A 24,918-nucleotide genomic window follows, 5' to 3' on the forward strand; every position below is an offset into this window, starting at 1 on the left:
GATAAGAAACATGGAAATTTTACAAATTGTTGTTGTCATTTTGATTTTGTTTTGCTTAATCAAGCCGCTTGGGACTTACATGTACAAGATTTTTGCGGGGACACCGACAAGGGGGAATCGCTTTTTTGAGAAAATAGAGTCCGGTATTTTCCGGTTGGCTGGTTTGAAAGAGCGCCCTGCGATGACTTGGAAACGGTATGCCTTTTCGCTCGTTTTAGTCAATGGAATTTTGATGGTTGTTGGTTTTGTGATGGTTTTTATGCAAGGGCTTTGGGCGAATCCTGATGGTTTGAAGGGGCTTGATCTGACGCTTGCTTTTAATACGGTGATTAGTTTTATGACGAATACAAATCTGCAACATTATAGCGGGGAAACGGTGCTGACGAACATGACGCAGATGATGTTTATTACGATGATGATGTTCACGTCGGCGGCAAGTGGGATCTCGGTGGCGATTGCTTTTATTCGTGGGATTACGAGTAAGGGCGAGACGCTAGGCAACTTTTATGAGGATTTCACGAAGGCGATAACGCGCTTATTGTTGCCGCTAGCTTTTATTTTGACGCTTGTTTTGGTTGGATTGGCGGTTCCGCAGACGTTGGCAAGCTCGCATGCTGTGACGACGCTAGAAGGCGTGAAGCAGACGATTGCGCTTGGTCCGGTGGCGTCGCTTGAAGCGATTAAACACTTGGGCACGAACGGCGGCGGGTTTTTCGGTGCTAACTCAGCGCATCCTTTTGAGAATCCGACGCCGCTCACGAATGTGCTAGAAATGCTGGCGATGTGGTGTATTCCTGCTTCTTTGACTTACACTTACGGTCGCTTCGCTAAAAATCAAAAGCAAGGCTGGGTCATTTTTTCAGCGATGTTTGTCTTGTTTATCGTGTTTCTCGGACTTATTTTCATGTCGGAAAAAGCGGGAAATCCGGTGTTGACGGAGCTTGGTGTTTCGAACGCACAGGGCAGTATGGAAGGCAAGGAAATGCGATTCGGACTCGGCGCTTCGACGTTGTTTAGTACGATTACGACCGCGGCTACGACTGGTTCGGTGAATAATATGCATGACACATTGACGCCGCTTGGTGGTATGGGGACGCTCGCGCTGATGATGCTGAACGTAGTGTTTGGCGGTGATGGTGTTGGTTTGATAAACATGTTGATGTACGCGATGCTTGGTGTGTTTTTATGTGGGCTCTTGATTGGGCGTACCCCGGAATTTCTCGGCCGCAAAATTGAGCCGCGCGAGATGAAGTTGATTACGTTGACGCTTCTGATACATCCGATTATTATATTAGTCCCTACCGCTGTGGCCTTACTTACATCAGCGGGAACGGATGCAATCTCCAACCCTGGTTTTCACGGGATGACGCAGGTTTTGTATGAGTTCACGTCTTCTGCGGCAAACAATGGCTCGGGATTTGAGGGACTTGGAGATAATACGGCGTTTTGGAATATAACGACGGGCATTGTGATGTTTTTAGGTCGGTACCTCTCGATTGTGCTTTTACTCGCGGTCGCTGGTTCGATGACGCGCAAGCCATTTATTCCGGAAACGATTGGTACTTTTAGAACGGATAATGGCTTGTTTACTGGGATTTTAGTAATGGTTGTGCTCATTATTGGCGCCCTCACCTTCTTGCCAGTTCTCGTACTTGGACCGATTGCAGAAAGTTTAACTTTATAGGAGTGTGTGAAAATGGAGAAAAAGAACGTATTATTTAACCGCAAAATGATGCTCACTGCTGTGAAAGATAGCTTTGTGAAATTAAATCCAGTAGCGATGATTAAAAATCCAGTCATGTTTGTTGTCGAAGTTGGGACATTTGTTGTCTTGTTGTTAATGCTTTTTCCACAGTTTTTTGGGGTTACCGCTTCGATTGGCTATGAGTTGACGGTATTTCTAATTTTGTTAGTTACGATTTTATTTGCTAATTTTGCAGAGAGTTTGGCGGAAGGTCGCGGGAAGGCACAGGCGGATTCACTCAAAAAAACGAAGCAAGATACGATGGCAAAACTTATTCAAAAAGATGGTTCGGTGAAGGAAGTTGTGGCCTCGACGTTGCACAAAGAGGACATTGTGCTTGTCGAAATGGGCGATTTGATACCGAGTGATGGTGAGATTATTGAAGGGCTTGCCTCGATTGATGAATCTGCTATCACCGGAGAATCAGCGCCTGTCATTAAGGAAAGTGGTGGTGATTTTGCTTCGGTTACGGGTGGTACGATGGTGCTCAGTGATTCGATTAAAGTTCGGATTGAGAGTAATCCTGGTGAGTCGTTTCTTGATAAAATGATTTCTATGGTCGAAGGTGCCAAGCGTCAAAAAACACCGAATGAGATTGCGCTCACGATTTTGCTTATTACACTCACGATTATTTTTATGATTGTTGTGATCACACTTTATCCGATTGCCCGTTTTAATGGGGTCGAATTGTCCATTCCAACACTGGTTGCGCTTCTTGTTTGCCTGATTCCAACGACAATTGGCGCCCTACTTTCTGCGATTGGTATTGCCGGAATGGACCGGGTGACTCGTTTCAATGTCCTTGCGATGAGCGGGAAAGCCGTGGAAGCTGCCGGTGATATCAATACGATTATTTTGGACAAAACGGGAACGATTACGTTTGGAAATCGGATGGCGAGCGAATTTTTGCCTGTAGGAGGTCATTCGGTGGCGGAGATAGCGGAAATTGCTGCGATAAGTTCACTGAAAGATGATACGCCGGAGGGGAAATCGGTCTTGGCGCTTGCCAAACGAATGGTGATTGCGTTTCCTAGTGATGACGCGCAGATTGCTGAGGAAATTGAGTTCCAAGCAGAAACACGGATGAGTGGGATTACGCTTCAAGATGGTCGTAAAATCCGAAAAGGTGCGGCGGATTCAATTAGTCGCTGGGTCGAGAGTCTTGGTGGAATTTTGCCAGTAGAAATGCAAGAAGTTGGTGACAGCATCGCGCGTCTTGGTGGTACGCCACTCGCCGTCTCTGTTGATTCGGAAGTCTACGGTTTTATTTATTTGAAAGATACTGTGAAACCTGGGATGCAAGAACGATTCGCCGAGCTCCGCAAAATGGGAATCAAAACTATTATGTGTACTGGAGACAATCCGTTGACTGCCAAAACGATTGCGGCAGAGGCTGGTGTCGATTATTATATTGCTGAATCCAAACCCGAAGATAAGATCCAGGTCATTAAAGATGAGCAAGCGCTTGGCAAACTCGTGGCGATGACTGGCGATGGAACCAATGATGCGCCAGCCCTTGCTCAAGCGGATGTTGGCCTCGCAATGAATTCTGGGACCATCGCTGCAAAAGAAGCGGCTAATATGGTCGATCTTGACTCTGATCCGACGAAAATCATCGAAGTCGTGTCGATTGGTAAACAGTTGCTCATGACTCGTGGCGCCTTAACAACATTCAGTATTGCTAATGACATTGCGAAATATTTTGCGATCATTCCAGCTATGTTTGCCATCGCGATTCCTGCCATGAACAAACTAAATATTATGCAACTCGACTCCCCTACTAGCGCGATTATTTCGGCATTGATTTTTAATGCCATCATTATTCCGATTTTGATTCCACTCGCAATGAAAGGCGTCAAGTATGTACCGATGAAAGCTAGCAAGCTACTCAAAAAAAATCTATTCGTCTACGGTCTTGGCGGTGTCGTCGCCCCATTTTTTGGAATTAAAGTGATTGATATGGCCGTTTCGGTCTTTATGTAGGAGGGAAAAAAGATGAAAGCACTAAGATTATGTCTCGTGTTCACCGTCCTATGCGGGCTGATTTATCCGCTCGCTGCAACCGGCGTCGCACAAGTTATTTTTCCAAGCCAAGCGAACGGTTCTCTGATTAAAAAAGACAACCAAGTCCTCGGCTCCAAATGGATCGGTCAAAATTTTGCATCAGAAAAATTCTTCCATGGCCGCGTTTCGTCGATTAAGAATGATGCCAGCGCAAGCGGTTCTAAGAATCTGGCACCATCGAATCCAGAACTGAAAAAACGCGTGGTAGCATCGATTGCGCGTCTTGAAAAAGAAAATCCAACGATGCAGCGTACCAATATTCCTGCTGACTTAGTCACGAATTCAGGCTCAGGACTTGATCCCGATATCTCCGTTACCAGCGCGGAACTACAAGTTGCACGTATCGCAGAAGCAAACAATCTAAAACCGGACGCTGTGCAAAAACTCGTAGCAGACAACACGACACCGCGCTCCCTTGGCCTTTTTGGTGAATCGCGCGTCAATGTTTTAGAACTAAATCTAGCCTTAGAAAAACTACTTGATTAAGGAGGTCCAGCCGCTATGTCCGAAGAATCTGAGTTTTCCTTTCGTCGCAAAAGTCCGGAAGAAATCCTTGCCGAAATTGAGCGCTTGAAAAAAGGGAAGCTGAAAATATATATTGGCTCGGCTCCTGGCGTCGGGAAAACCTATCGGATGCTCTCCGAAGCCCAAGACCTGCTTAAAGAAGGAATCGATGTCGTTATAGGCCTTGTTGAGACCCATCATCGACCAGAAACGGCGGCCATGATTGGTAATCTCGAAACGCTTGCCTTAAAGGAGATTCCCTACAAAGGCACCGTTTTCCAAGACCTAGATGTCGAAGCGATTTTAGCACGCAATCCAGATGTCGTTGTGATTGACGAACTCGCGCACTCCAACATCCCTGGCTCCAAGCACAACAAGCGGTATCAGGATGTACTAGAAATCCTCGATCACCGTATCAATGTTTTGTCCGCTGTCAATATTCAGCATTTGGAAAGCCTGCATGATACCGTGCAAACCGTTACCGGTGTCAAAGTTCGTGAACGCATTCCCGACCATCTTTTGGACACGGCAAGCGAAGTCATCCTCATCGATGTCTCCGCTGAAACGCTTCAAAAACGGCTTCGAGAAGGGAAAATATACGCCAGTCATAAAATTAATCAATCCCTTGAAAATTTCTTCACGCAGCGTAACCTGTCCGCTCTTCGTGAAATGGCGCTTCGAGAAGTAGCTGATGACGTCGATGACAAAACAGACAAAACGGAAGCAAAACTCCGTGCCGCTGCTGTCAATGAGAAAATTCTTGTTTGTGTTAAAAATGATGACAATGCAGAGAAACTAATACGGCGTGGTTGGCGAATTGCCAATCGTTTACGAGCAGAGTTATTTATTCTAACTGCTATTCCAGGAGATTTTGGCGATTTGGATCCCTATACCCGTAAAAAATACGAGTCCTGGAAAAAACTTGCTAATGAATTCGATGCTCATTTTTTAGTTGAAACGAACCATAACCGCAAAATTTTTTAGCGTTATTACAGATGTAGCAAAAAAGCATCATATCACACAGATCATTCTCGGCCAATCGGTAAAAACACGATTAGAAGAACTCACGAAGGGCTCCGTTGTCAACGCGATTATGCGCGAAACGGACGGCATCGATATTCACATTGTCGCAGATTCCAGAAAAAAATTAAAAAAAACAGGGTGGATATGCCAAATTTGGCGCATCCACCCTGTTTTTTAACTAATACCATTTACGATACAGCTCACCGTCCGTTCAATCTCCGCATCGTCATCCCACTTGGCATCAGGCATAATCATAAATCGCGTCACCAAAAATCCAACAATATTCGTAATTAGTGTCCGCATAATCGTACTATTCGGCATCTCATTAATTTCCCCACGCTCTTTATAAAAACCAATAATCCGATCAAACTGCCCCTTCACATGCACCATAAACACCTTCGAAAACTGCTCTCGCATCTCCTCGTGATACAACAATTCCTGCATATAAATCTTAATCACCTGGCTATTCTCACGCGCAAACTCAAACCGATTCCGAATAAGCGCCTTTAAAAAAGTCCGGAAATCAGGATATTCCTGCTCAAAAACCTCCGCCACAAAAGCCTGCGCTAAAAATGGCGCCACACTATCAATCATAATCGGCACTGTAATCGACGTCAACAAATCCTTCTTCGTCTTATAATGTCTAAAAATCGTGCCCTCCGCAACACCAGCACGCTTCGCAATTTCACTCGTTGATGTCGCTGCAAAACCACGTTCCGCAAACAATTCAATCGCAGCCGCCACGATTTTTTTTCTGCTTCTCACTCATTTTTTTTATCCTGCTCCGCCACCTCTAACATTTGCGTCAGAATGTCTTTATTTTCACCCATTTTCGCCATTCCTTCCTATATTTTACGATATTTTTTCAATGCAAAAATGTTTAGAATCATGAATACGAGCGCAAATCCGACCAAAATGTAGAAATCCGTCGCAAAACCACTGAATCCCTCTCCCTTTACCATAATCGACGTCAAAGCATCCGCGCCATAATAAAGCGGCATAATGTGAGCGATCCACTGCAACCAATCCGCCATTCCCTCCAGCGGGAAAATCCCACAAAACAGCACTTGTGGCACAATCACAATCGGGATAAACTGCACAATTTGGAACTCATTATTCGCAAATGTCGACAGCAAAATCCCGAGCGTCAAAGCAACCATCGCGAGCATCAACGTAATCAACAAGACATACCAAATCGACCCCATCTGCACCATATCCAGCACATGAATCGAGTACAGCGCAACAATAATCGACTGCGCCAAAGCAAAAATACCAAATCCAAGCAAATATCCCGTTTCCAGTTCCCACCGTTTAATCGGCGTCGCCATCAACCGCTCCAAAGTCCCCGTTGTCCGCTCCCGCAAGAACGAAATTCCCGCAATCAAAAAGACAAAGAAGAAAACAAAGAAACCAATGAAAATCGGTCCAATCGTATCGAAAAACGTCGTATCCGCGTCACCATATATATAGGCCGTGTCGATTGATAATTGCTGTTGCTCCGGAAGCTTCAAATTCACCGTTGGAATATCCAATTGCTGCCCTGTTTGCGCCGCATACTGTTTCGCAATCGCTGCCAATGACTGCTGTATCTTCGCACTCGCCTCCTGCATTGACATACCCAACTGCTTCATCGCGTCCTTTTGCTCCGCCATCAAAGCCGCCTGCAACTTCATCTGAATCTGCTTACTAATACCAGGATCACTATTCTCAAAAGTCAGCGTCACATCCGCGCCATCTTGCTTCACAAACGCATCCAGCCCATCCGACTTTATTGTCCCCTTCGCGTCTCCCGCAGAACCATACTGTTTCACAGACATATCGGTATCCTTGAGCTGTGTCACCATTGATGACGACACACCTTCCACACCAATTTTTGGCTTCACCGTATCCCCATCAAATAAATAATTAATCAGCGTAATCAAAATAAGTGGCGCAATAAACATCAAAGCTAGTGTCCTTTTATCTCGTCTAAACTGATTCGCAATCCGCTTCACAATCGCCATTACTCGCATCATGATTTCGCACCCCCAAATTGCAAAAAGGCATCTTCCAATTTTCCAGTCGACGTCTGCGCTTCGAGTTCTGCAGGCGTCCCAACCGCGATAATTTTCCCATCACGAACCATCGCCAACCGATCACATTTTTCCGCCTCATCCATCACATGCGTTGTCACGAGAATGCACTTGCCTTCCCTCTTCAACATGTCCAGTTCCTCCCAAATCGACTTCCGCAATTCCGGATCAATCCCGACTGTCGGCTCATCCAAAATCAGCACATCAGGATCCTGCAACATCGAAATCGCAAGCGACAACCGCCGCTTCATGCCTCCCGAAAAATCGCTCACCTGTTTATTCAATTCCCCTTCTAAATTCACAAGTTTTGCCGCATAAGCAATCCGTTCCTTACGCTTCGCACCCTTCAGTGAATATAACGCTGCAAAAAACTCCATGTTCTCCTTCGCCGTCAAATCAATATATAACGCATCCGATTGCGCCATATAACCAATATTCGCAATCACACTAAGATTTGGCATCCGCTTCTCCAACACCGTCACCTCGCCAGAATCCCCTTTTTCCATCCCAACAATGACTTTCACAAGCGTCGTTTTCCCGGCCCCAGAAGGACCAATCAATCCAAAAATTTCTCCCTTCGCCACTTCCAGTCCAATATCCGTTAAAATCTGTTTTTTCCCGAATGACACATCAAGACCTGCCACCCGGATCGCTACTTCTCCCATTTCGAAAACCTCCTCTAGGTTAAAAAAACATAAATGAGTGATTACTCACTTTTATTTTAACCTAAAAAAAATAAAAGTAAAGTAAAAAGCTGTACATAAGGGGTGAAAAAACATGGATATCCATCATAATACAAGTTTACAAGAAAGACTTAATTTACCCGCGTAGCCGTGCTATAATGAAGGAGTCGTCAACCTTCAAATGTCACGTTTCACTGAAGGGAGGTGTGTCCATTGATTCTGATTTTTTCCAGCATTGTTGCTCCGATTCTTGTAGGTGTAACGCTTGTCACTTATAAGTACTGGTTAGAACGTCGTAGCAACAAGAGTAACCGACGACCCAAGTTCTAACCACAACAAAAGAACCCCGATGTCTTTGAGCAGCTTCGGGGCTCTTCGTATGTCCACTGATTCTTTTTCCTAACACCATCTTAACACATTTTTTTCCCTTTTTCAACACCCTGGGCTACTTCCTTAAATACACGTCCGATATCAAATGATCTGCGCCTTTTTTCAAAATAAGCTGGGCGCGATATTTCGTCCGTTCAATATTTTCCTTCAAGTTCACGCCATTAATTTTATCCCATGTGTCTAAGGCAAACTGGCGTGCTTCGGCCTCACTGATTTTTGTGTAGCGATGGAAATAGGAACTTGTATCTTGAAAAGCAGTCTCGCGTAGCATGAAGAATCGCTCTAAGTACCAACGCTTAATCTCGCTTTCTTCCGCATCCATATAGATCGTAAAATCAAAGAAATCACTCGGAAAAACGGCTTGTTCGGGGTCTACTTGTAACACATTGATCCCCTCTACAATGATGATGTCCGGCTGACTAATCACCCGCGTTTCCTCCAATATATCGTACGTAAAATGCGAATAAAGTGGTACTTCGACATTCTCTTTATTACTTTTCAAATCGCTCAAAAAAGCAACAAACCGACTCCGATCATAGCTCTCTGGAAAACCTTTACGCTCCATCAAACCTTTTTCCTTAAGCACCGCGTTCGGATATAAAAAACCATCCGTCGTAATCAATTCGACTTTCCGCGTTTTAGAAAACCAGCGATCAAGCATAATTTTGAGTACCCGCGCCGTCGTACTTTTCCCGACAGCCACACTACCTGCGATGCCAATCACGAACGGTGTGTGCGTTGCATGCCGCTTCAAGTATTCCATTTTTTCACCGTGAATAAAAATCTGCTCGTGATAATGAATCGCAAGTAATTTCACGAGTGGTAAATATATTTCAGCAATATCTTCGAGTGAGATGCGGTCGTTTAAACCACGTATATCTTCCAACTCTTCCGCCGATAACATCTGGTCTTTACTTACTTCCAGCTTACGCCAATCCTCGCGCGGAAAATGAAAGTAGGGGGAATAATGATTCATAGTCATTCCATCCTTCTCTAGTTTGTTTTCGTTTTCACAGGTTTAAGCATACCGTATCTGACCCGATTCCGCAACCTAATATTTGCGATAAACATACACATCTTTCGGCTTCGGAATTTCACCATATTTCGTCACCTTCACCGCTGGAATATCCATTTTAAAAGGAGCGTAGTATTCCTGTTCAATCACACCGCTCACTTTCACCCACGTATCATTGCTAAGATTCGTCTCCTTGTCTGGCATGTGCACAAGCATTCCATAAACACCAGAGTCCGCGACACAATGAATAATGCCAAAACGGAATACAAACAGATTCGCGCCCTTCGTCACAGGATCATTATAAACAAAGCCAGTAAATTCAATCCGCTTCCCTTCAAATTCACCAGGATAACTATAAATAATTTCCATCGTCATCAGATAATTCTCATCCGTCACCTTGATTGGATCATCATCAATAATCTGGTCCTTCTCTTTTTCAATCATCTTCTCATAATCAGACTTACCAAAATAACCACTCGTATCTGGCTTCAAAAATTGATTCATCGCATACGGATCATCGCCCGCCGCATTATTTTTCGGAAAATGAAACCCTTTCGCATCCACAATCGTCGAATTCAGCGTCGCAATCGGAAACATAAATCCAGCAATCAGCGGATAAATAAGCAGTCCATACACCAAAATCTTTTTCCAAAACGTATTCTCACCATCATGCGTGTGCCCCATATGCGCGTGATCCTGCTCCAAGTCCTCGTCGCGGAAAATCATAATCAGCTGCACCAAACCTAGGAAAAACGCGGCAATCATCGCAGCAAGCGACAAATAGGCATATTTCATGTTAATATACTTGCTAATATCGCCCGTCACATGTAGTTGCATCAAGTAGAAGGCGAATCCGAATAAAATAAAGACACGAAACATCAAAACGCCCTCCTTCTATAATAATAATGCATAGACAAACACCGTCACGGTAACACCAATCACGACAAATGCTACAAACTTCGCTTTAAAAGTCGCCAGCATCATCATCAAATTTTTAATATCGAGCATCGGCCCAAAAACGAGGAAAGCAACAATCGATTGCGTCGAAAAAACACTGCGGAAAGAAGCGCCAATAAAGGCATCTGCCTCCGAGCAAAGCGACAAGACAAACGCCAAAACCATCATTAACAGAATCGATAAAACGGGTCCATGCCCAATCGAAACGAGCGTCGACGTCTTAATATACGTTTGCATAACCGCCGCCAGCAACGCACCAAACACAAGAAATTTCCCAACTGAGAAAAATTCATCCACCGCATGTTGCAACGTGTGCCAAACCCTATCTTTCATCGGCATTTTAGCCTCATCATGACTATGCTCGTGGTGATGATGAGGCTGTTTTGCCTCCGTTGGCATCGTATGCGCCGATCCTGAAGCAATTGTCCCGTCCATTCCCACAATCGCCATCACAGCTGGAGCCTCCGCTTTCTCCTTGGCCTCTCCCACCGTTTCATACAACATAAACTTCTCTTTCAAACCTTCACCTTTATAAAAATAAGCAATCGCGTTCCCTACAACCATCGCGACGACTAAACTCCCTAAAACACGTAGCAGCGGAACTTCCCACGTACTCCCAAACGCAACATACGTTGAAAATAGTACCACAGGATTGATAATCGGCGCCGTCAACATAAACGCGATTCCCGCATGAAGCGGTACCCCTTTTGCAATCAAATTTCGGACAATAGGCACAATCCCGCACTCACACGACGGAAAAAGCACACCGATCACCGAACCTACAATCACCGCTAAAAATCGATTTTTTGGCATAATCTTAGCAATAAACGCCTCAGAAATAAACATTTGAATGAAACCTGCAATAAAAACCCCAATCAACACAAATGGTAAAGCCTCAATCATAATCGAGATAAAAATCGTATTCATTTGTAAAAAAGAATCTGGTAAATTTTGAAACATATGTTCACTTCCTTGCCTCTTTCAGTTTTGCTAAGCTAACCTCTTGATTTTATGCTTCTTGGGGCAAGAAATCAAGTTGTACACGATAAAAAAGGAAGCATATCCTCCGCTTTTACGAGAGAACATGCTTCCTTACTAACCACTATTTTAATTTCGAATAGGCTTGCGCGTGGAACATCCATAGTAAGCCGTACTTATCTTTAATAATTCCCATTTTTCCGCCCCAGAATTTCTCGTCAAGCGGATCAATAATTTCGGCACCACTTTCGGTTACATTCTTATATAGCGCCTCCAATGCTGCAACATCCTCTGCATCTTCTGAATTAAAGTCCAGCATCAACGTAACACTGGAGGAAAACGGTTCACCTTTACCAAAACGATCACTACAGAAAATCGTGTTTCCAAGCACAACAAAGCCACCATGAATTGTTGTATCCTCTAAATTCTCAGTTGACATGCCCCATTCTTTCGCCATATTCTCATCCATTCGATTGCGTTTCAATAAGGTTGCACCAAATACCTCTTTATAGTATTCCATCGATTCTTTCGCATTTTCAAAACTTAAATAAGCATGTAATTTTGCCATCTTGTTTTCCACCTTTCAAATGAAGTTACAACTGGATTATAAGGGATGGCTCGAATAATTACAATGCATATCCTAGCTATACACAAAAGTTGGGTGATTTCACAAAAGTGGTCTACTTACGATACATTTTGAATTCCAAGAACAATTCATTGTAATGCGCCAACATTTTCTTACCTAAATTATCGTAAACCTCTAAATTTTTCAATTGGTCTAGGTCTGGATAGAAGCGTTCATCACTTGAAATTTCCTTTGGCAAAAGTTTTACAGCAGCTTCATTTGGCGTCGCATAACCGACATATTCCGCATTTTGTGCTGCATTTTCAGGTTTTAACATGAAATTGATGAATTTATGCGCCCCATCCACATTTTTCGCGGTTTTCGGGATGACCATATTATCAAACCACAAATTGGAACCCTCTTTTGGAATCACGTACTCCAAGTCCTCGTTTTGATCCAACATCTCGGCAGCCTCACCAGAGAACGTCACCGCAACTCCGGCCTCATTTCCAGCCATCAAAATTTTAATTTCATCCCCAACAATTGCCTTCACATTCGGCGTCATTTCCTTTAGTTTCATCAACGCTTCCTGTAACTGCGCCTCATCCGTACTGTTCAGCGAGAAGCCAAGGCTGTTGAGTCCAAGCCCCATCACCTCACGCGCGCCGTCGATGAGCAGAATCTGATTTTTCAATTCCGGTCGCCACAAATCGTTCCAACTCGTGAACGGAATATCGTGAACCATCTTCTTGTTATAAATAATGCCCAGCGTTCCCCAGAAATACGGCATCGAGTACTTATTTTCCGGATCAAACGACTGGTCCATAAAACGCGGATTCAAATACTTCCTATTCGGCAATTTCGCTTTATCAAGTGGAATTAGCAAGTTCTCCTCCCGCATCTTACTAATCGCATAATCACTCGGAACCGCGATGTCAAACGTTGTCCCGCCTTGCTCAATTTTCGTCATCATCGCTTCATTCGAATCAAACGTTTGATAAATCACTTTGATGCCAGACTCTTTTTCAAATTTCTTCAGTAAATCAGGATCAACATAATCGCCCCAATTGTAAATCGTCAGCGTATTGCCGCCCGAATAACCTTCCGATTTATTCAGTGAAAAGGTAAGCACCATCATCAATAGCGCCGCAATCACGACTAGACCAAAAAACACGAACTAATGACTTCATTTTTTCGGCACCTCCATCGCTTGCGCCGCCTTCGCATTGCGCTGATTAATAAAGTAGTAACCGATAACGAGCACAATCGTAAATAGGAATAGCAAGGTTGACAACGCGTTAATCGATAGCGAAATTCCTTGGCGCGCCCGCGAATAAATCTCCACAGAAAGCGTCGAGAAACCATTTCCCGTTACAAAGAAAGTCACCGCAAAATCATCGAGTGAATACGTCAAAGCCATAAAGAATCCCGCAAAAACACCTGGTGAAATATACGGCAAAATAACCTTACTCAACACGTTCCACTGGCTCGCTCCTAAGTCCCGCGCTGCATCAATCAGCGTCGGACTCATCTCTTGCAATTTTGGCAGAACCATCAGGACAACAATCGGAATACTGAACGCAATGTGCGACACGAGTACCGAAATAAAGCCAAGTTTTACACCTAAAATCGTGAAGAAAATCAGGAACGAAGCACCAATCACAACGTCTGGGCTCACAATCAAGACGTTGTTCAAACTGAGCAATGAATTTTTGGCGAACGGGCGTGGCATATAGCGAATCGCCAGTGCTCCGAGAACGCCTAGAATCGTTGCTACCACAGAAGAAAGTAGCGCAATCACAAACGTATTCAACACAATAATTAATAGTCGGGTATCTTGAAATACCTCTTTATAATAATCCCACGTAAAGCCACTAAAATGATTCATCGTTCCACCCGCATTAAACGAGTAGAACATCAAATAGAAGATCGGCGCGTACAAAACAAAGAATACGACGGCTAAATAAATTTTTCCCCATTTGTTTTTCTTCATTTCATCGCCCCTTTCTTCCGTTTAGCACCACTTACAAACATAATAATAAACATCGCAATAATCAAGAACACGCCAATCGTCGAGCCCATTCCCCAGTCCTGCGTCACCAAGAAATGCTCCTCAATCGCAGTCCCAAGCGTAATCACCCGGTTTCCTGCAATCAAACGCGTAATCATAAAGAGCGACAATGCCGGAATGAAAACCGCCTGACATCCCGCTTTCACACCATCTAGCGTAATCGGAAAAATAACCCGCCAAAATGTCGTCCAACGCGTAGCACCCAAATCCTGCGCCGCATGCGTTAACGACGGATTCATCTCCTCCAGTGCATTATAAATCGGCAAAATCATAAACGGAATAAAAATATACGTCGACACAAACAAGAAACTAAAGTCCGTAAACAAAATCTGCTGCGTACCAATCCCGATAAATTCTAAAAACTTATTCGCCGTTCCATACGTTCCAAAAATCCCCATAAACGCATAGGCTTTTAGCAACAAATTAATCCAAGTCGGCAAAATAATCAACAACAACCAAAGCTGTTTATGTTTCAATTTTGTCAAAACAAGCGCCGTAGGATACGAAATCAATAACGTAAATAACATAATCAAAAATGCATACCAGAAAGAGCTCACCGTCATCTTCAAATAAACCGGCGTAAAAAAAATTCACATAGTTCGAAAACGTAAAATTCCCATCAATATCAAAAAACGAATAGTAAGCAATCAACACAATCGGCGCAATAACAAACAGCAAAATCCAAAAGGCATAAGGAATCAAATAAAAAGTCCGCGCTCGTCTCGTCATCGCACTACGCCTCTTCGTAACTTTCTAGACGGGCATCAAATTCTTCTTCGGTTTCCCCAAGACGCATAATATGGATTGCCTCTGGATCAAACGCCAGCCCTAATTTTTCACCAATTCGTGCTTTTTTAGTAGAATGCACTAGCCATTCATTGCCGTCCTCATCGATACAACCAATTTCATAATGAACCCCGCGGAACAAGACCCAGTCAACCGTCACGCGTAGATTTCCTTTTTCCTCCGCCGTGATTTCCAAATCCTCAGGGCGAATAATGACTTCGACAACCTCATTCGGATGGAAACCTTGGTCGACACACTCAAACCGGCGCTCCACAAACTCGACCTCGAAATCCTGCACCATTTTACCGGAAACAATATTCGATTCACCGATAAAATCCGCCACAAAGCGATTAATCGGCTCATCGTAAATATCCATCGGCGTCCCACTTTGCTGAATCTCGCCCTTATTCAACACAAAAATCTCGTCACTCATCGCCAGCGCCTCTTCCTGATCATGCGTTACAAAAATAAACGTAATCCCAAGCCGACGCTGCAAATCACGCAACTCATATTGCATCTCCGTCCGCAATTTCAAATCAAGCGCCGACAATGGCTCATCCAGCAAAATAACTTCCGGCTCGTTCACAATCGCGCGCGCAATCGCCACACGCTGACGCTGCCCGCCAGACATTTCTGTAATCTCACGTTGCTCATAACCCTCCAAATTCACAAATCGCAATGCTTCCGTCACTTTTTGCTGAATCACGTCTTTCTTCAATTTCCTAATACGCAAACCAAAAGCCACGTTCTCAAACACATTCAAATGCGGAAATAAGGCATAATCCTGAAAAACCGTATTCACCGGTCGCTTATTCGCAGGAATATCATTAATCACCTTATCATTCAGAAAAATCTTGCCATCACTTGCCTCCAAAAAACCAGCAATCAGGCGCAAAATCGTCGTTTTACCACACCCCGATGGACCGAGCAATGTATAGAATTTCCCTTTTTCAATCTCAAAACTTACATTATCAAGCACTGGTGGATTATTATCGAACTGCTTGGTCACATTTTCGAAGCGAATAATTGTTTCTGCCATTTGCGTCTTCCTCCTTACAAATACGAATCCGTTGCCACCAAAATCAGTGTCGCCGGTACATCTTCCTCGTTACAAATTTGGTGTTCATCCGAAGCATGGAAATAAATTGCCTCGCCTTTTTTCGCCATGTATGTTTTCCGGCCTAATTTGATGGTCACTTTCCCCTCTAAAACATAGGCAAACGTCTCCGATAACGAAGGCTCAAACTGTTTAAAAGCCCCTTTTCCAGAAAGCGTTAAATAAACCGGCTCCATTTCTTTCTCATTAGACTCAGGGACCAACCACTTTACTTGGTACCCTTTTTCCTCATCTTCAAAAAAAAGTATGCTCGCTCGCGTCGTACACAACCTTCTGCTCTTGCTCTTCCTCATCAAAAAATTCTTTCGGCGTACAGCCAAGAACCTCTAAAATATCAAATAACGTTTCAATAGAAGGCGAGCTCAAATCCCGCTCCAACTGTGAAATATAACCCTTTGTCAGATCCGTTCGCTCCCCAAGCTCTTCCTGCGTCAAATTCTTACTAAGTCGTAAATTCTTAATCCGCTTGCCAATATCCATAGTCGCGCCCTTCCTATTAGTTTAGTAGAAGTAAACTCCGAGTCATTATTGTTTAGTAATAGTAAACTTCATGTTTACTACAGCACCGCTAATTATACATCATTGTACGCCACAATCGCAATACTTTTTTACAAAAAAAACAAGCCTGATGAAAGTCGGATACTTTCATCAGGCTTGCCCTTTCATGCTAATTCTTCATTCCCAAAATAATACGTCTCATATAAATTCAAATTCTGCCGCAACTCACGCGCCAAATCCCTTGAAATTCTACCTTGCTCAAACAGGCTCTGAATCACATCACGTTCAATTTGAACCGCTTGAAGTTGCACATCTTTTTTCGCTTGTTCAAACTTCTCTCTTGATTTCATACTGCCACGCTCTTGTTTCATCTGTTCCAAAATACGTTTATTCTCATTGATGAGTGGCCAAATCACAGCTTGGTTCGTATCATTCAGCAATGCCTTTAGTTTATCATTAACGACACTCGCATTCTTCTCACGCAAATCCCTAATTTCACCAATCATTTCTTGATACTGCTCTGGATTTTGCTTCATTTCATTCATTTTTTTCTTTCGCTCTTTGCCACTGCTTAGGATGCATCACTTGGCGCATCAAGCGCTTAAACATCATACCCATCATGCCAGAGCGCGATCGTCCTCTACCAGACAATGCTTTTTCCATCGCATCAAGATAATTATTGTAACGACTGGCAGCATGATGACTTGCCTCGCCCTGCGCCAACAATTTATCCGTATTTTGTTTTTCCCACTGTACAATTTGTAAACGCAAAGCATGTTGCTCCCGATCGATTTCCCGTCGTTTGCCCATGTCTATATCCTCTTTTTGAATGGCACGCATACGCCCACGATAATCATCCATCACAAACTGTGTTGCCGCCTTGTTTTCCGATGTTATCTCTTTGTTCAATTGCTCTACAACATGACGACAAACACTCAGCTTCATCGATTTTTCAGCACGAGGGCTATCCGATTGACTCTCATCTTTTCGAGCCAAAAGCGGTAAAATCGCTGTGGCAATAATGAGTGAGCATAAAATAACACCTGACGCGATACAAATAATCAAAGATCGCTGTGGAAACGGGCTACCATCCCCAAGTACAAACGGAATCGAGAGCGCCGAAGCAAGCGTTACCGCGCCACGAACACCCGATAAAGAAGTCAGTACTGTCGCTCGTAAATTCGGCTTACTCAGATCATTTCCTTTCATCAAATGCGGAATCAGCCAACCTAAATGAATCCACAAGAAACGAATCGTAATCAAACTAAACGTGATGAGAAGGACGTAAAACACGACTTGCCAGTTGCTCACACCCGAATTTTCCCAAACGACTTGAATAATATCTGGTAATTGCGTTCCTAAAATAATAAACACTAAACCGTTCAACACGAAAATAATAACCGACCACGTGCCTTGCGATACCACGTTCAATTTCACGGTCATCGGATCCATTTTCCGCTTTTCAAAAGCATGCATAATCCCAGCCGCAACAACCGCTAAAATACCGGATACATGCAGTTCTTCCGCCACCAAATAAATTACAAACGGCGTCAAAATTTGAATTAACATATGTAGCGTAACATCTTCCATGCCCAGACTACGAATCCATTTTAGAAATTTAAATTTAACGAAAGTCAGTACGAGACCACAAATAATCCCACCGACCGCGATAATCACAAAGCTAATCGAAGCACTCCAAATTGAGAATACACCCGTCACCATCGCCGCAATCGCAAATTGGAAGGCAACCAGACCCGAAGCATCGTTCATGAGCGCCTCACCTTCTAAAAGATGCGTGATTTTTTTAGGCAGATCGATGCGTCCAGAAAGCGATCCTACAGCCACAGCGTCCGTCGGTGCAAGTGCTGCTGCGAGCGCAAAAGCCGCCGCTAGTGGAATCGTTGGAATCATCCAATTGACAAAATACCCAATCACGAGCACCGTCACAAACACAAGCCCTAACGCCAACATTAAAATCGGCGCACGCAAATTCCATAACGCCTGCCGATCCGTCCGTTTTCCGTCATTAAATAGCAATGGTGCGATAAATAACACCAAAAATAGTTCTGGATTCAATTTCAATTCGAATGCGAGCGGCATGCAAGCCACCAAAACACCCAATCCAATTTGTATCAATGGTATCGACACAAACGGAATAAACCGGTTCACAACGTTCGAAATTAAAATCGTCGCCAGCATAATTAATACGTAATAAAATATTTCCACCCTTTTTTCAACCCCTTATTCGCCTTCAACCTCATTTTTGTATTGATCGATCTCGTCATTTAAATATTTCATTTTCTCATCTAAGTGCTGGATAATTGCCGCAGCCTCATATAGTTCCTGCGTCAAATGCGCCGGTGCCGTCGATTTATATTTATAGTAAATCTTATGCTCCAAACTCGCCCAAAAATCCATTGCAACCGTTCTAATCTGAATTTCCACACACATTTTGCGCGACGTATTCGTCAAGAAAATCGGCACTTCACAAATCAAATGCAGACTCCGATACCCGTTAGGTTTTGGGTTCTCCACATAATCCTTCACATTCAAAATCGTCATATCATCTTGGTTCGCCAACATCTCATAAATCTTATAAATATCCGACACAAACGAGCATGTCACCCGAATTCCAGCGATGTCATGCACATGCTCATACGCATTCTCCGGCGTAATATCGAGCCTTTTTTTCTCCAATTTTGCCGTTAAGCTCTCAAAGCTCTTGACCCTCGATTTCAAATGCTCCATCGGGTTATAATCATGCAGAAATTGGAACTCATCATTCAATATTTTTAATTTCGTATTCACTTCTTCTAAGGCAAAGCGATGCAATAACATCACATTACGCCATTCTTTCAATTCATTTACGGAAGGTTGTTGCACAAAAATTACTCCTCTCTCCACTTCACTATTCTACCTTCCTATGTTACTACATTTTGCAAGTTTACGCACAATTATTCATCAAATCAAAGCGATTTCTTACTATTTTATCATCATTTTATTAGGTAGCGAGCAGCTTCTCTCAAAGTATAACACCCTTTTATGAACTAAAAATGAATTTTCGCAAAGCCATTTCTATTTACCATTTTTTTTTGGTATGATGGACGTATATAAAAATCGAAAACGGGGGCTTGTTTGGATGTTAAATAAAGAAGCAGAGTTGCAGTTCAATATTATTCTAAAAGCATTAAATATGACCAGTGTTGGCGTTATCATTACAGACGGTGATCTACCGAATAATCCAATTATTTATGTGAACAGTGGCTTCGAACGAATTACAGGCTATACCTCCGAAGAAGTTATGGGGAAAAACTGCCACATGCTCCAAGGCCGCAAAACAGATAAATCTGCGCTAGCTAAAATCGGCCAAGCCATAAAAAACCGTACCACCGTGAACGTCTTCTTGCAAAACTATCGTAAAAATGGCGATGTCTTTTTCAATGAATTGACGATTGATCCGCTTTACGATGAAGCTTCTGGTAAAAACTACTTTATCGGCATTCAACGTGATGTTACACGCGAAGAAAAATACAAAATGTTACTTGAAGATTCGATTGAAGAAATCGTCAAAATGTCGACGCCAATCGTTCCCGTCCAAGAAGGTGTCGCTGTGCTTCCTCTAGTTGGCGCGCTGTCGACCGATCGTTTTGAAGAAATGACGCAAAATGTAGCTTCCTATCTTGAGATAAGTCATATCGATTATTTAATTATGGATATTTCCGGACTCGCTGATTTCAATGAAGATGTTGCCGCGAATCTGATCAAATTTTTAGCCTTAACGAAATTAACAGGCGTTAGCCTCATGCTGACCGGTGTTTCACCACGTTTTGCGATGTTGATGGTCAATTACGACAATCGCTTACCAAGCATTCCCACTTATAGCACCGTTCGTGAAGCTCTAAAAAACGTTTGAAATACAAAAAAAGCCTTGCAATTCCTCGCTATATTCGTTAGTATAGAACATGAAAACTTAATAAAATCCTCATCCAAACGGTGAGGTAGAGGTTGCGAAATTCACAAGTAACGTTGACGAGGTGCATAACACACTGATGACTCACCGCAAAAAGGATGCTCGCCGAAGTGAAGACAGGTTTATGACTGCTCTTTAGCTGGGACTGTTATCGAAAGAAACAGGACTGCCGTTTTTGCCATTAGCTTGACGAAACGGATGTGCTATCTAACGCTTTTTGATGTTGGTATCTATAGACTGATCTCGAAAGAAGCACACGGGATTCGGTTTTTTTTGTTCCCAAAACCTCATTTTCAAACAGAGAAGAAAGGGAGTTTTACTAGTGAAAAAAGAACAGCAACAAGGTCACATTCGTAGAGATTTAAAAACGCGCCACTTATCGATGATTGCCATTGGGGGCTCGATTGGAACAGGATTATTCCTTGCGAGTGGAAATGCCATAGCAGTAGCAGGACCTGGTGGCGCACTTGTCGCTTACGCTGCGATTGGCTTAATGGTTTACTTTTTAATGACGAGCCTCGGGGAAATGGCGACGTACATGCCCGTCTCGGGTTCCTTTAGTACCTATGCTTCACGGTTTGTCGATCCCGCTTTCGGATTTGCTCTTGGTTGGAATTATTGGTTTAACTGGGCGATTACGCTTGCCGTTGATATTTCGACCGCCGCACTTATTATTCAATTTTGGTATCCCGATGCACCGGCTTGGCTTTGGAGCGCCGTATTCCTATTGCTCATATTCGGCCTAAACGCCCTATCCGTCAAAGCTTACGGTGAATCAGAATATTGGTTCTCTATCATCAAAGTAGTCACCGTTATCGTCTTCTTAATCATCGGTGTCCTTACGATTCTTGGTATTCTTGGTGGGCACTTCATCGGTTTTGAGAACTTCACAATGGGAGACGCACCATTTAAAGGTGGATTTTTCGCCATTCTTGGGACCTTCCTGCTCGCCGGATTCTCCTTCCAAGGAACAGAGCTCGTAGGTATTGCAGCAGGTGAAAGTGCCACACCTGAGAAAAGTGTACCGAAAGCGATTAAACAAGTTTTCTGGCGCATCTTGCTTTTTTACATTTTTGCGATTTTCATTATTGGTATGATTATTCCCTACACGAGCCCAAACTTGCTTGGTGGCGAAGCGACAGATGTTGCGATTAGCCCATTCACGCTCGTTTTTGAAAAAGCAGGCCTTGCCATTGCGGCTTCCGTGATGAACGCGGTTATCTTGACTTCCGTATTATCCGCTGGTAACTCTGGACTATACGCTTCCACTCGGATGTTATGGTCCATGGCAAGAGATGGAAAAGCGCCGAAGTTTCTATCCAAAGTAAACCGTCGCGGTATTCCAATGGCAGCTCTTATTTTGACGACGATTGTTGGTGCTATGACGTTCATCACCACTTTAAGCGACAATGGTGCCGTGATCTATACTTGGCTTCTGAGCGCCTCTGGTCTGACCGGTTTCATTGCTTGGGTCGGTATCGCGATTAGTCATTATCGTTTCCGACGCGCATATGTGAAGCAAGGGCTTAACTTAGACGATCTGAAATACAAAGCGAAATTCTTCCCATTTGGTCCGATTCTAGCACTGGTATTATGTTTGTTAGTTATCATTGGACAAGATTATAACGCATTCTTACACCCAGACATTTCAAATCCACAATGGTGGCAAAAAATCGCGATTTCCTATATCGGACTTCCGATTTTCCTAGCATTTTGGCTCATTTATAAGTATACGCAAAAATCAAAAGTTATCCCACTCGACGAATGTTCTTTCGATGAACACTCCTATGAAAACGGAAAACGAGATTAAAAAAAGCAGATTGGCCATATGCCAATCTGCTTTTTTAATCTTTCAGCGCGCCGAGGTTCTGCGGCTTCGTTCAATGGTTTTTCGCTTTTTCTTAGTCTGTTTTTAAAAGACTTTCGATTTTGTGGTTAATCTCTATCAACTTATCGATATCCTCGTCATCCATTTCGTCCAAAGCTTTCATCATTGCTTTGTATGCGAATGCGTTTTGCGTCGAGCGCTCTGACATTTCCTTGCCTTTTTCTGTCAACTGCAAGCGCCATGCATCGGCATTTTCTACAAATTCTGTGTTCATTTTTTCGACTAGTCTGGCGTGAACCAACCCATCCACGTTTGCCGAAATGACTTCTGTCGATGTGAATAGTTTCTTCTTTAAGTCATCTACTGTCGATTCTGGACGTCCATATAAAATATTAAGTATCGCCATTTGCTGCAACGATAAACCTAAACTCAGTGCATTCTGTTCGGCATGCTTCGCCGTAATTCGATTAATAGCCCAATACGACCCCAATACGTCACGTACCCGATTTACTCTATCTTCACTTAATTCCATCTAGCATCACCTCTTCCTCTTCTATTTTACGCTACTTTCTATTATACACAATGATCTTTACATAAACTTAACGAAATCCATTTTTTTTTAAAATTTTTTTCTAAATCACTTGACTTACTTTTTACAAGTATGTTATTATTTGTTTGTAAGATATTTCGATATTAAAACACTTTGTTGAAACGAGGTGATATCCTTGGACAATGTTGATTTGAAATTATTTACGGTTCTGCTGAGATCGGCAGGCTGGATTCAAAAATTGACTGCTCAATTAGTTGAGGAAAATGGGATCACGCCAAGTGAATTCGGTGTTTTAGAACAGATTTATCACCTTGGACCACAACAACTACAGGCTATCGGTCAAAAAAATCTCATTTCAAACGGTAACACGACGTACATGGTAACAAAACTTGAAAAAAAAACAATATGTCGTGCGCACAACAGATCCAAACGACCGCCGTATCGTTTATGCAACGCTGACAGAGCAAGGCACAACTTTCATCAGCAACTTATTTCCACAGTTTGAAGCATTGATAAAAGAACAACTCGATGTGTTAGACGAGGAAGAGAAGGGAACATTAATAATGGGACTAAAAACAATCGGTCTAAACGCCGAATCCCACTGGCGAGCAAAATGAAGATGGCGCCAACAAAAAAATTGACTAATTGGAGGAATTTTAAAATGACAGTAGAAAAATGGAATGTAGACCCAGCACACAGTTCAATCGAGTTTCAAGTGAAGCACATGATGGTATCTAAAGTGAAAGGCGCATTCAAAGATTTTAGCGCCGATTTAACGCTTGATCCAGAAGACTTAACGACAGCTAGCCTAGCATTTACAGTAGACGCAGCGTCTGTTGATACACGTCAAGAAGCGCGCGATGGCCACTTGAAGAGCCCGGATTTCTTCGATGTAGAGAACTATCCGTCGATTACTTTTAAATCTACAAATGTTGTGGCAGATGGTGGTAACGAATATAAAGTAACTGGTGATTTAACAATTCGCACAGTGACTAAACCAATCACATTCAACGTAGAATATGAAGGAACAAGCAAAGACCCAATGTCAGGAAATATGGTTGCTGGATTTGAAGGAACTGGTAAATTCAATCGTAAAGACTTCGAACTAAACTACAATGCAGTTCTTGAAACTGGCGGCGTACTTATTGGTGACGAAGTAAAACTAAACATCCAAATCGAAGTTTCCAAATAAAATAAAAGGTGAAGTTAAGACGCTCAATCTACAATGGTACCTATAGAATGGACACTTCAAAAAAAAGAAGTGCATTCTATAGGTATTTTTTATATACTCAAATAAAGCAATAACTCCGCCAGAAAGGAAGCAATCATGAACAAAAAAACTATTCTCAAACGCCGAAATCCAAAAATTAAAACAAAATCCAAATGTAAGAAACGTGTCGAGCAATGTGCCAGCCACTGGAAAAAGCCTATGAAAAAGACAGTGTCATAGGTTTGATGGACAATCGTAAAGGGGCTCAAAAAAAATCTCAAACGAGTACTGACACCTGAAGAATCAATCCAACGACAACAAGCAAGAATAGCTGTATTAGAAGAACAAGTAGAGGTTCTAAAAAGCTTGAGAAGATAGAAGGAAGGTGCTTCACAAGAAAAAACAGATTAACAACGGATATGAAATTTCAATGGATTCAAACACTGGTCTCAAATAACAATTTTTCTCGTTGCGTTAGCTATTTCTCTAGCTTATTAGAGGTATCTAGATCAGGCTATTATCGGTATGTACAGTGTCAATCGCAGCGAACAAAGCGAGAAAATCAAGACGAGGCATCGCGCGATATTATACTAAAAGCTTTCCATCGTCGCGGTTTCAAAAAAGGACGCTAGAAGTATCAAAATGATACTAGAGAATGAATTTGGCATCATTCTCTCCATCTATCCGCCACATCTACACCATACAATTTTTTTTCTAGTAGTTATTGGACTTCGGCTTCTTTTGCAACCTTATCCTTGCATGGCGCCTTCTATGTGATTTCTGTTCGTCGGACCAGAGATTTGCCTTGAGCTTCCTTCAGATTCCACGTCGCCATGGACACCCTTGCTGTTGGCTAGGTGCTTACCACTACTCGGTCGCACTCGAGACTTTCA

At 42.9% G+C, this 24,918-nt stretch carries 19 protein-coding genes, 6 pseudogenes and 1 riboswitch; of the genes and pseudogenes, 10 read left to right on the plus strand and 15 right to left on the minus strand.

Translation table 11 applies throughout. The features are described 5' to 3' along the window. Positions 1-10 precede the first annotated feature (10 nt). The 4 genes and pseudogenes from kdpA to kdpDN all read left to right on the plus strand — a co-directional run bounded on the left by kdpA (position 11) and on the right by kdpDN (position 5,513). Entirely contained in the window at positions 11-1,684 is a 1,674-nt protein-coding gene (gene kdpA / locus PCORN_RS05055; RefSeq protein ID WP_036078169.1) for a potassium-transporting ATPase subunit KdpA, read from the plus strand. Positions 1,685-1,696: 12 nt separating this feature from the next. Continuing rightward, positions 1,697-3,727 (plus strand): potassium-transporting ATPase subunit KdpB, encoded by a 2,031-nt coding sequence (gene kdpB / locus PCORN_RS05060; protein WP_036078172.1) that lies wholly within the window; start codon positions 1,697-1,699, stop codon positions 3,725-3,727. 12 nt (positions 3,728-3,739) lie between these two features. Next, positions 3,740-4,294, plus strand: a complete 555-nt coding sequence (gene kdpC / locus PCORN_RS05065; protein WP_036078175.1) for a potassium-transporting ATPase subunit KdpC — start codon at positions 3,740-3,742, stop codon at positions 4,292-4,294. Positions 4,295-4,309: 15 nt separating this feature from the next. After that, a pseudogene (gene kdpDN / locus PCORN_RS05070) lies at positions 4,310-5,513 on the plus strand (KdpD-like non-kinase potassium sensor). Here kdpDN and PCORN_RS05075 read toward each other — a convergent pair. The 3 genes and pseudogenes from PCORN_RS05075 to PCORN_RS05085 all read right to left on the minus strand — a co-directional run bounded on the left by PCORN_RS05075 (position 5,510) and on the right by PCORN_RS05085 (position 8,072). Then, positions 5,510-6,165 (minus strand): annotated as a pseudogene (locus PCORN_RS05075) (TetR/AcrR family transcriptional regulator). The pseudogenes kdpDN and PCORN_RS05075 sit on opposite strands and share 4 nt — an antisense overlap. 15 nt (positions 6,166-6,180) lie before the next feature. Beyond that, positions 6,181-7,347 (minus strand): ABC transporter permease, encoded by a 1,167-nt coding sequence (locus tag PCORN_RS05080; protein WP_036078225.1) that lies wholly within the window; start codon positions 7,345-7,347, stop codon positions 6,181-6,183. Further along, entirely contained in the window at positions 7,347-8,072 is a 726-nt protein-coding gene (locus tag PCORN_RS05085; protein WP_036078177.1) for an ABC transporter ATP-binding protein, read from the minus strand. Before PCORN_RS05085 ends, PCORN_RS05080 begins: the two co-directional genes overlap by 1 nt. 222 nt (positions 8,073-8,294) lie before the next feature. Here PCORN_RS05085 and PCORN_RS18965 point away from each other — a divergent pair, with 222 nt between their 5' ends. Beyond that, positions 8,295-8,420 (plus strand): type I toxin-antitoxin system Fst family toxin, encoded by a 126-nt coding sequence (locus PCORN_RS18965; protein ID WP_241433078.1) that lies wholly within the window; start codon positions 8,295-8,297, stop codon positions 8,418-8,420. A 115-nt stretch (positions 8,421-8,535) separates the two neighbouring features. Here PCORN_RS18965 and coaA read toward each other — a convergent pair whose 3' ends face one another. From coaA to PCORN_RS05145, 11 genes and pseudogenes are all read right to left on the minus strand, one after another. Next, entirely contained in the window at positions 8,536-9,456 is a 921-nt protein-coding gene (gene coaA, locus PCORN_RS05090) for a type I pantothenate kinase (RefSeq protein ID WP_036078180.1), read from the minus strand. Between the two features lie 75 nt (positions 9,457-9,531). Further along, positions 9,532-10,374, minus strand: coding sequence for a TIGR03943 family putative permease subunit (locus PCORN_RS05095; protein ID WP_036078183.1), 843 nt, complete (start codon positions 10,372-10,374; stop codon positions 9,532-9,534). 15 nt (positions 10,375-10,389) lie between these two features. After that, on the minus strand, positions 10,390-11,412 hold the full coding sequence (locus PCORN_RS05100) for a permease (RefSeq protein WP_036078185.1): 1,023 nt from the start codon (positions 11,410-11,412) through the stop codon (positions 10,390-10,392). Between the two features lie 142 nt (positions 11,413-11,554). Next, on the minus strand, positions 11,555-11,998 hold the full coding sequence (locus tag PCORN_RS05105; protein WP_036078188.1) for a VOC family protein: 444 nt from the start codon (positions 11,996-11,998) through the stop codon (positions 11,555-11,557). Positions 11,999-12,110: 112 nt separating this feature from the next. Continuing rightward, complete coding sequence (locus tag PCORN_RS05110; RefSeq protein WP_051999270.1) at positions 12,111-13,133, minus strand: ABC transporter substrate-binding protein; 1,023 nt, start codon at positions 13,131-13,133, stop codon at positions 12,111-12,113. Positions 13,134-13,181: 48 nt separating this feature from the next. Then, entirely contained in the window at positions 13,182-13,988 is an 807-nt protein-coding gene (locus tag PCORN_RS05115; RefSeq protein WP_036078193.1) for an ABC transporter permease, read from the minus strand. After that, a pseudogene (locus PCORN_RS05120) lies at positions 13,985-14,795 on the minus strand (ABC transporter permease). The gene PCORN_RS05115 and the pseudogene PCORN_RS05120 overlap by 4 nt, the downstream one beginning before the upstream one ends. A gap of 4 nt (positions 14,796-14,799) precedes the next feature. Then, on the minus strand, positions 14,800-15,891 hold the full coding sequence (locus PCORN_RS05125; protein ID WP_036078195.1) for an ABC transporter ATP-binding protein: 1,092 nt from the start codon (positions 15,889-15,891) through the stop codon (positions 14,800-14,802). Positions 15,892-15,905: 14 nt separating this feature from the next. Beyond that, positions 15,906-16,449, minus strand: a pseudogene (locus tag PCORN_RS05130) (helix-turn-helix domain-containing protein). Positions 16,450-16,631: 182 nt separating this feature from the next. After that, positions 16,632-18,693: pseudogene (locus PCORN_RS05140) on the minus strand (Na+/H+ antiporter). 15 nt (positions 18,694-18,708) lie between these two features. Then, positions 18,709-19,350 (minus strand): GTP pyrophosphokinase, encoded by a 642-nt coding sequence (locus PCORN_RS05145; protein WP_036078199.1) that lies wholly within the window; start codon positions 19,348-19,350, stop codon positions 18,709-18,711. Positions 19,351-19,606: 256 nt separating this feature from the next. Here PCORN_RS05145 and ytvA point away from each other — a divergent pair, with 256 nt between their 5' ends. Both ytvA and PCORN_RS05155 read left to right on the plus strand, forming a co-directional pair. Then, the gene (gene ytvA, locus PCORN_RS05150; RefSeq protein ID WP_036078201.1) at positions 19,607-20,380 is read left to right on the plus strand and encodes a YtvA family blue-light photoreceptor; all 774 of its coding nucleotides are present in this window, start codon (positions 19,607-19,609) and stop codon (positions 20,378-20,380) included. A 78-nt stretch (positions 20,381-20,458) separates the two neighbouring features. Continuing rightward, positions 20,459-20,651: riboswitch (Lysine riboswitch) on the plus strand. Between the two features lie 108 nt (positions 20,652-20,759). After that, positions 20,760-22,247, plus strand: coding sequence for an amino acid permease (locus PCORN_RS05155; protein ID WP_036078202.1), 1,488 nt, complete (start codon positions 20,760-20,762; stop codon positions 22,245-22,247). Positions 22,248-22,338: 91 nt separating this feature from the next. Here PCORN_RS05155 and PCORN_RS05160 read toward each other — a convergent pair whose 3' ends face one another. Beyond that, positions 22,339-22,797, minus strand: coding sequence for a MarR family winged helix-turn-helix transcriptional regulator (locus PCORN_RS05160; RefSeq protein ID WP_036078205.1), 459 nt, complete (start codon positions 22,795-22,797; stop codon positions 22,339-22,341). A 184-nt stretch (positions 22,798-22,981) separates the two neighbouring features. Here PCORN_RS05160 and PCORN_RS21240 point away from each other — a divergent pair. From PCORN_RS21240 to PCORN_RS05170, 3 genes and pseudogenes are all read left to right on the plus strand, one after another. Continuing rightward, positions 22,982-23,158 (plus strand): annotated as a pseudogene (locus tag PCORN_RS21240) (MarR family transcriptional regulator); the annotation flags it as partial. Positions 23,159-23,204: 46 nt separating this feature from the next. Continuing rightward, positions 23,205-23,432 carry a MarR family winged helix-turn-helix transcriptional regulator gene (locus PCORN_RS20100; protein WP_241433080.1) on the plus strand — a complete coding sequence of 76 codons (228 nt, stop codon included), beginning with the start codon at positions 23,205-23,207 and terminating at the stop codon, positions 23,430-23,432. A gap of 44 nt (positions 23,433-23,476) precedes the next feature. After that, positions 23,477-24,007: a YceI family protein gene (locus PCORN_RS05170; RefSeq protein ID WP_036078207.1), complete on the plus strand. Its 531-nt coding sequence runs from the start codon at positions 23,477-23,479 to the stop codon at positions 24,005-24,007. Positions 24,008-24,918 lie beyond the last annotated feature (911 nt).

Source organism: Listeria cornellensis FSL F6-0969 (assembly GCF_000525855.1).
Taxonomy (GTDB): domain Bacteria; phylum Bacillota; class Bacilli; order Lactobacillales; family Listeriaceae; genus Listeria_A; species Listeria_A cornellensis.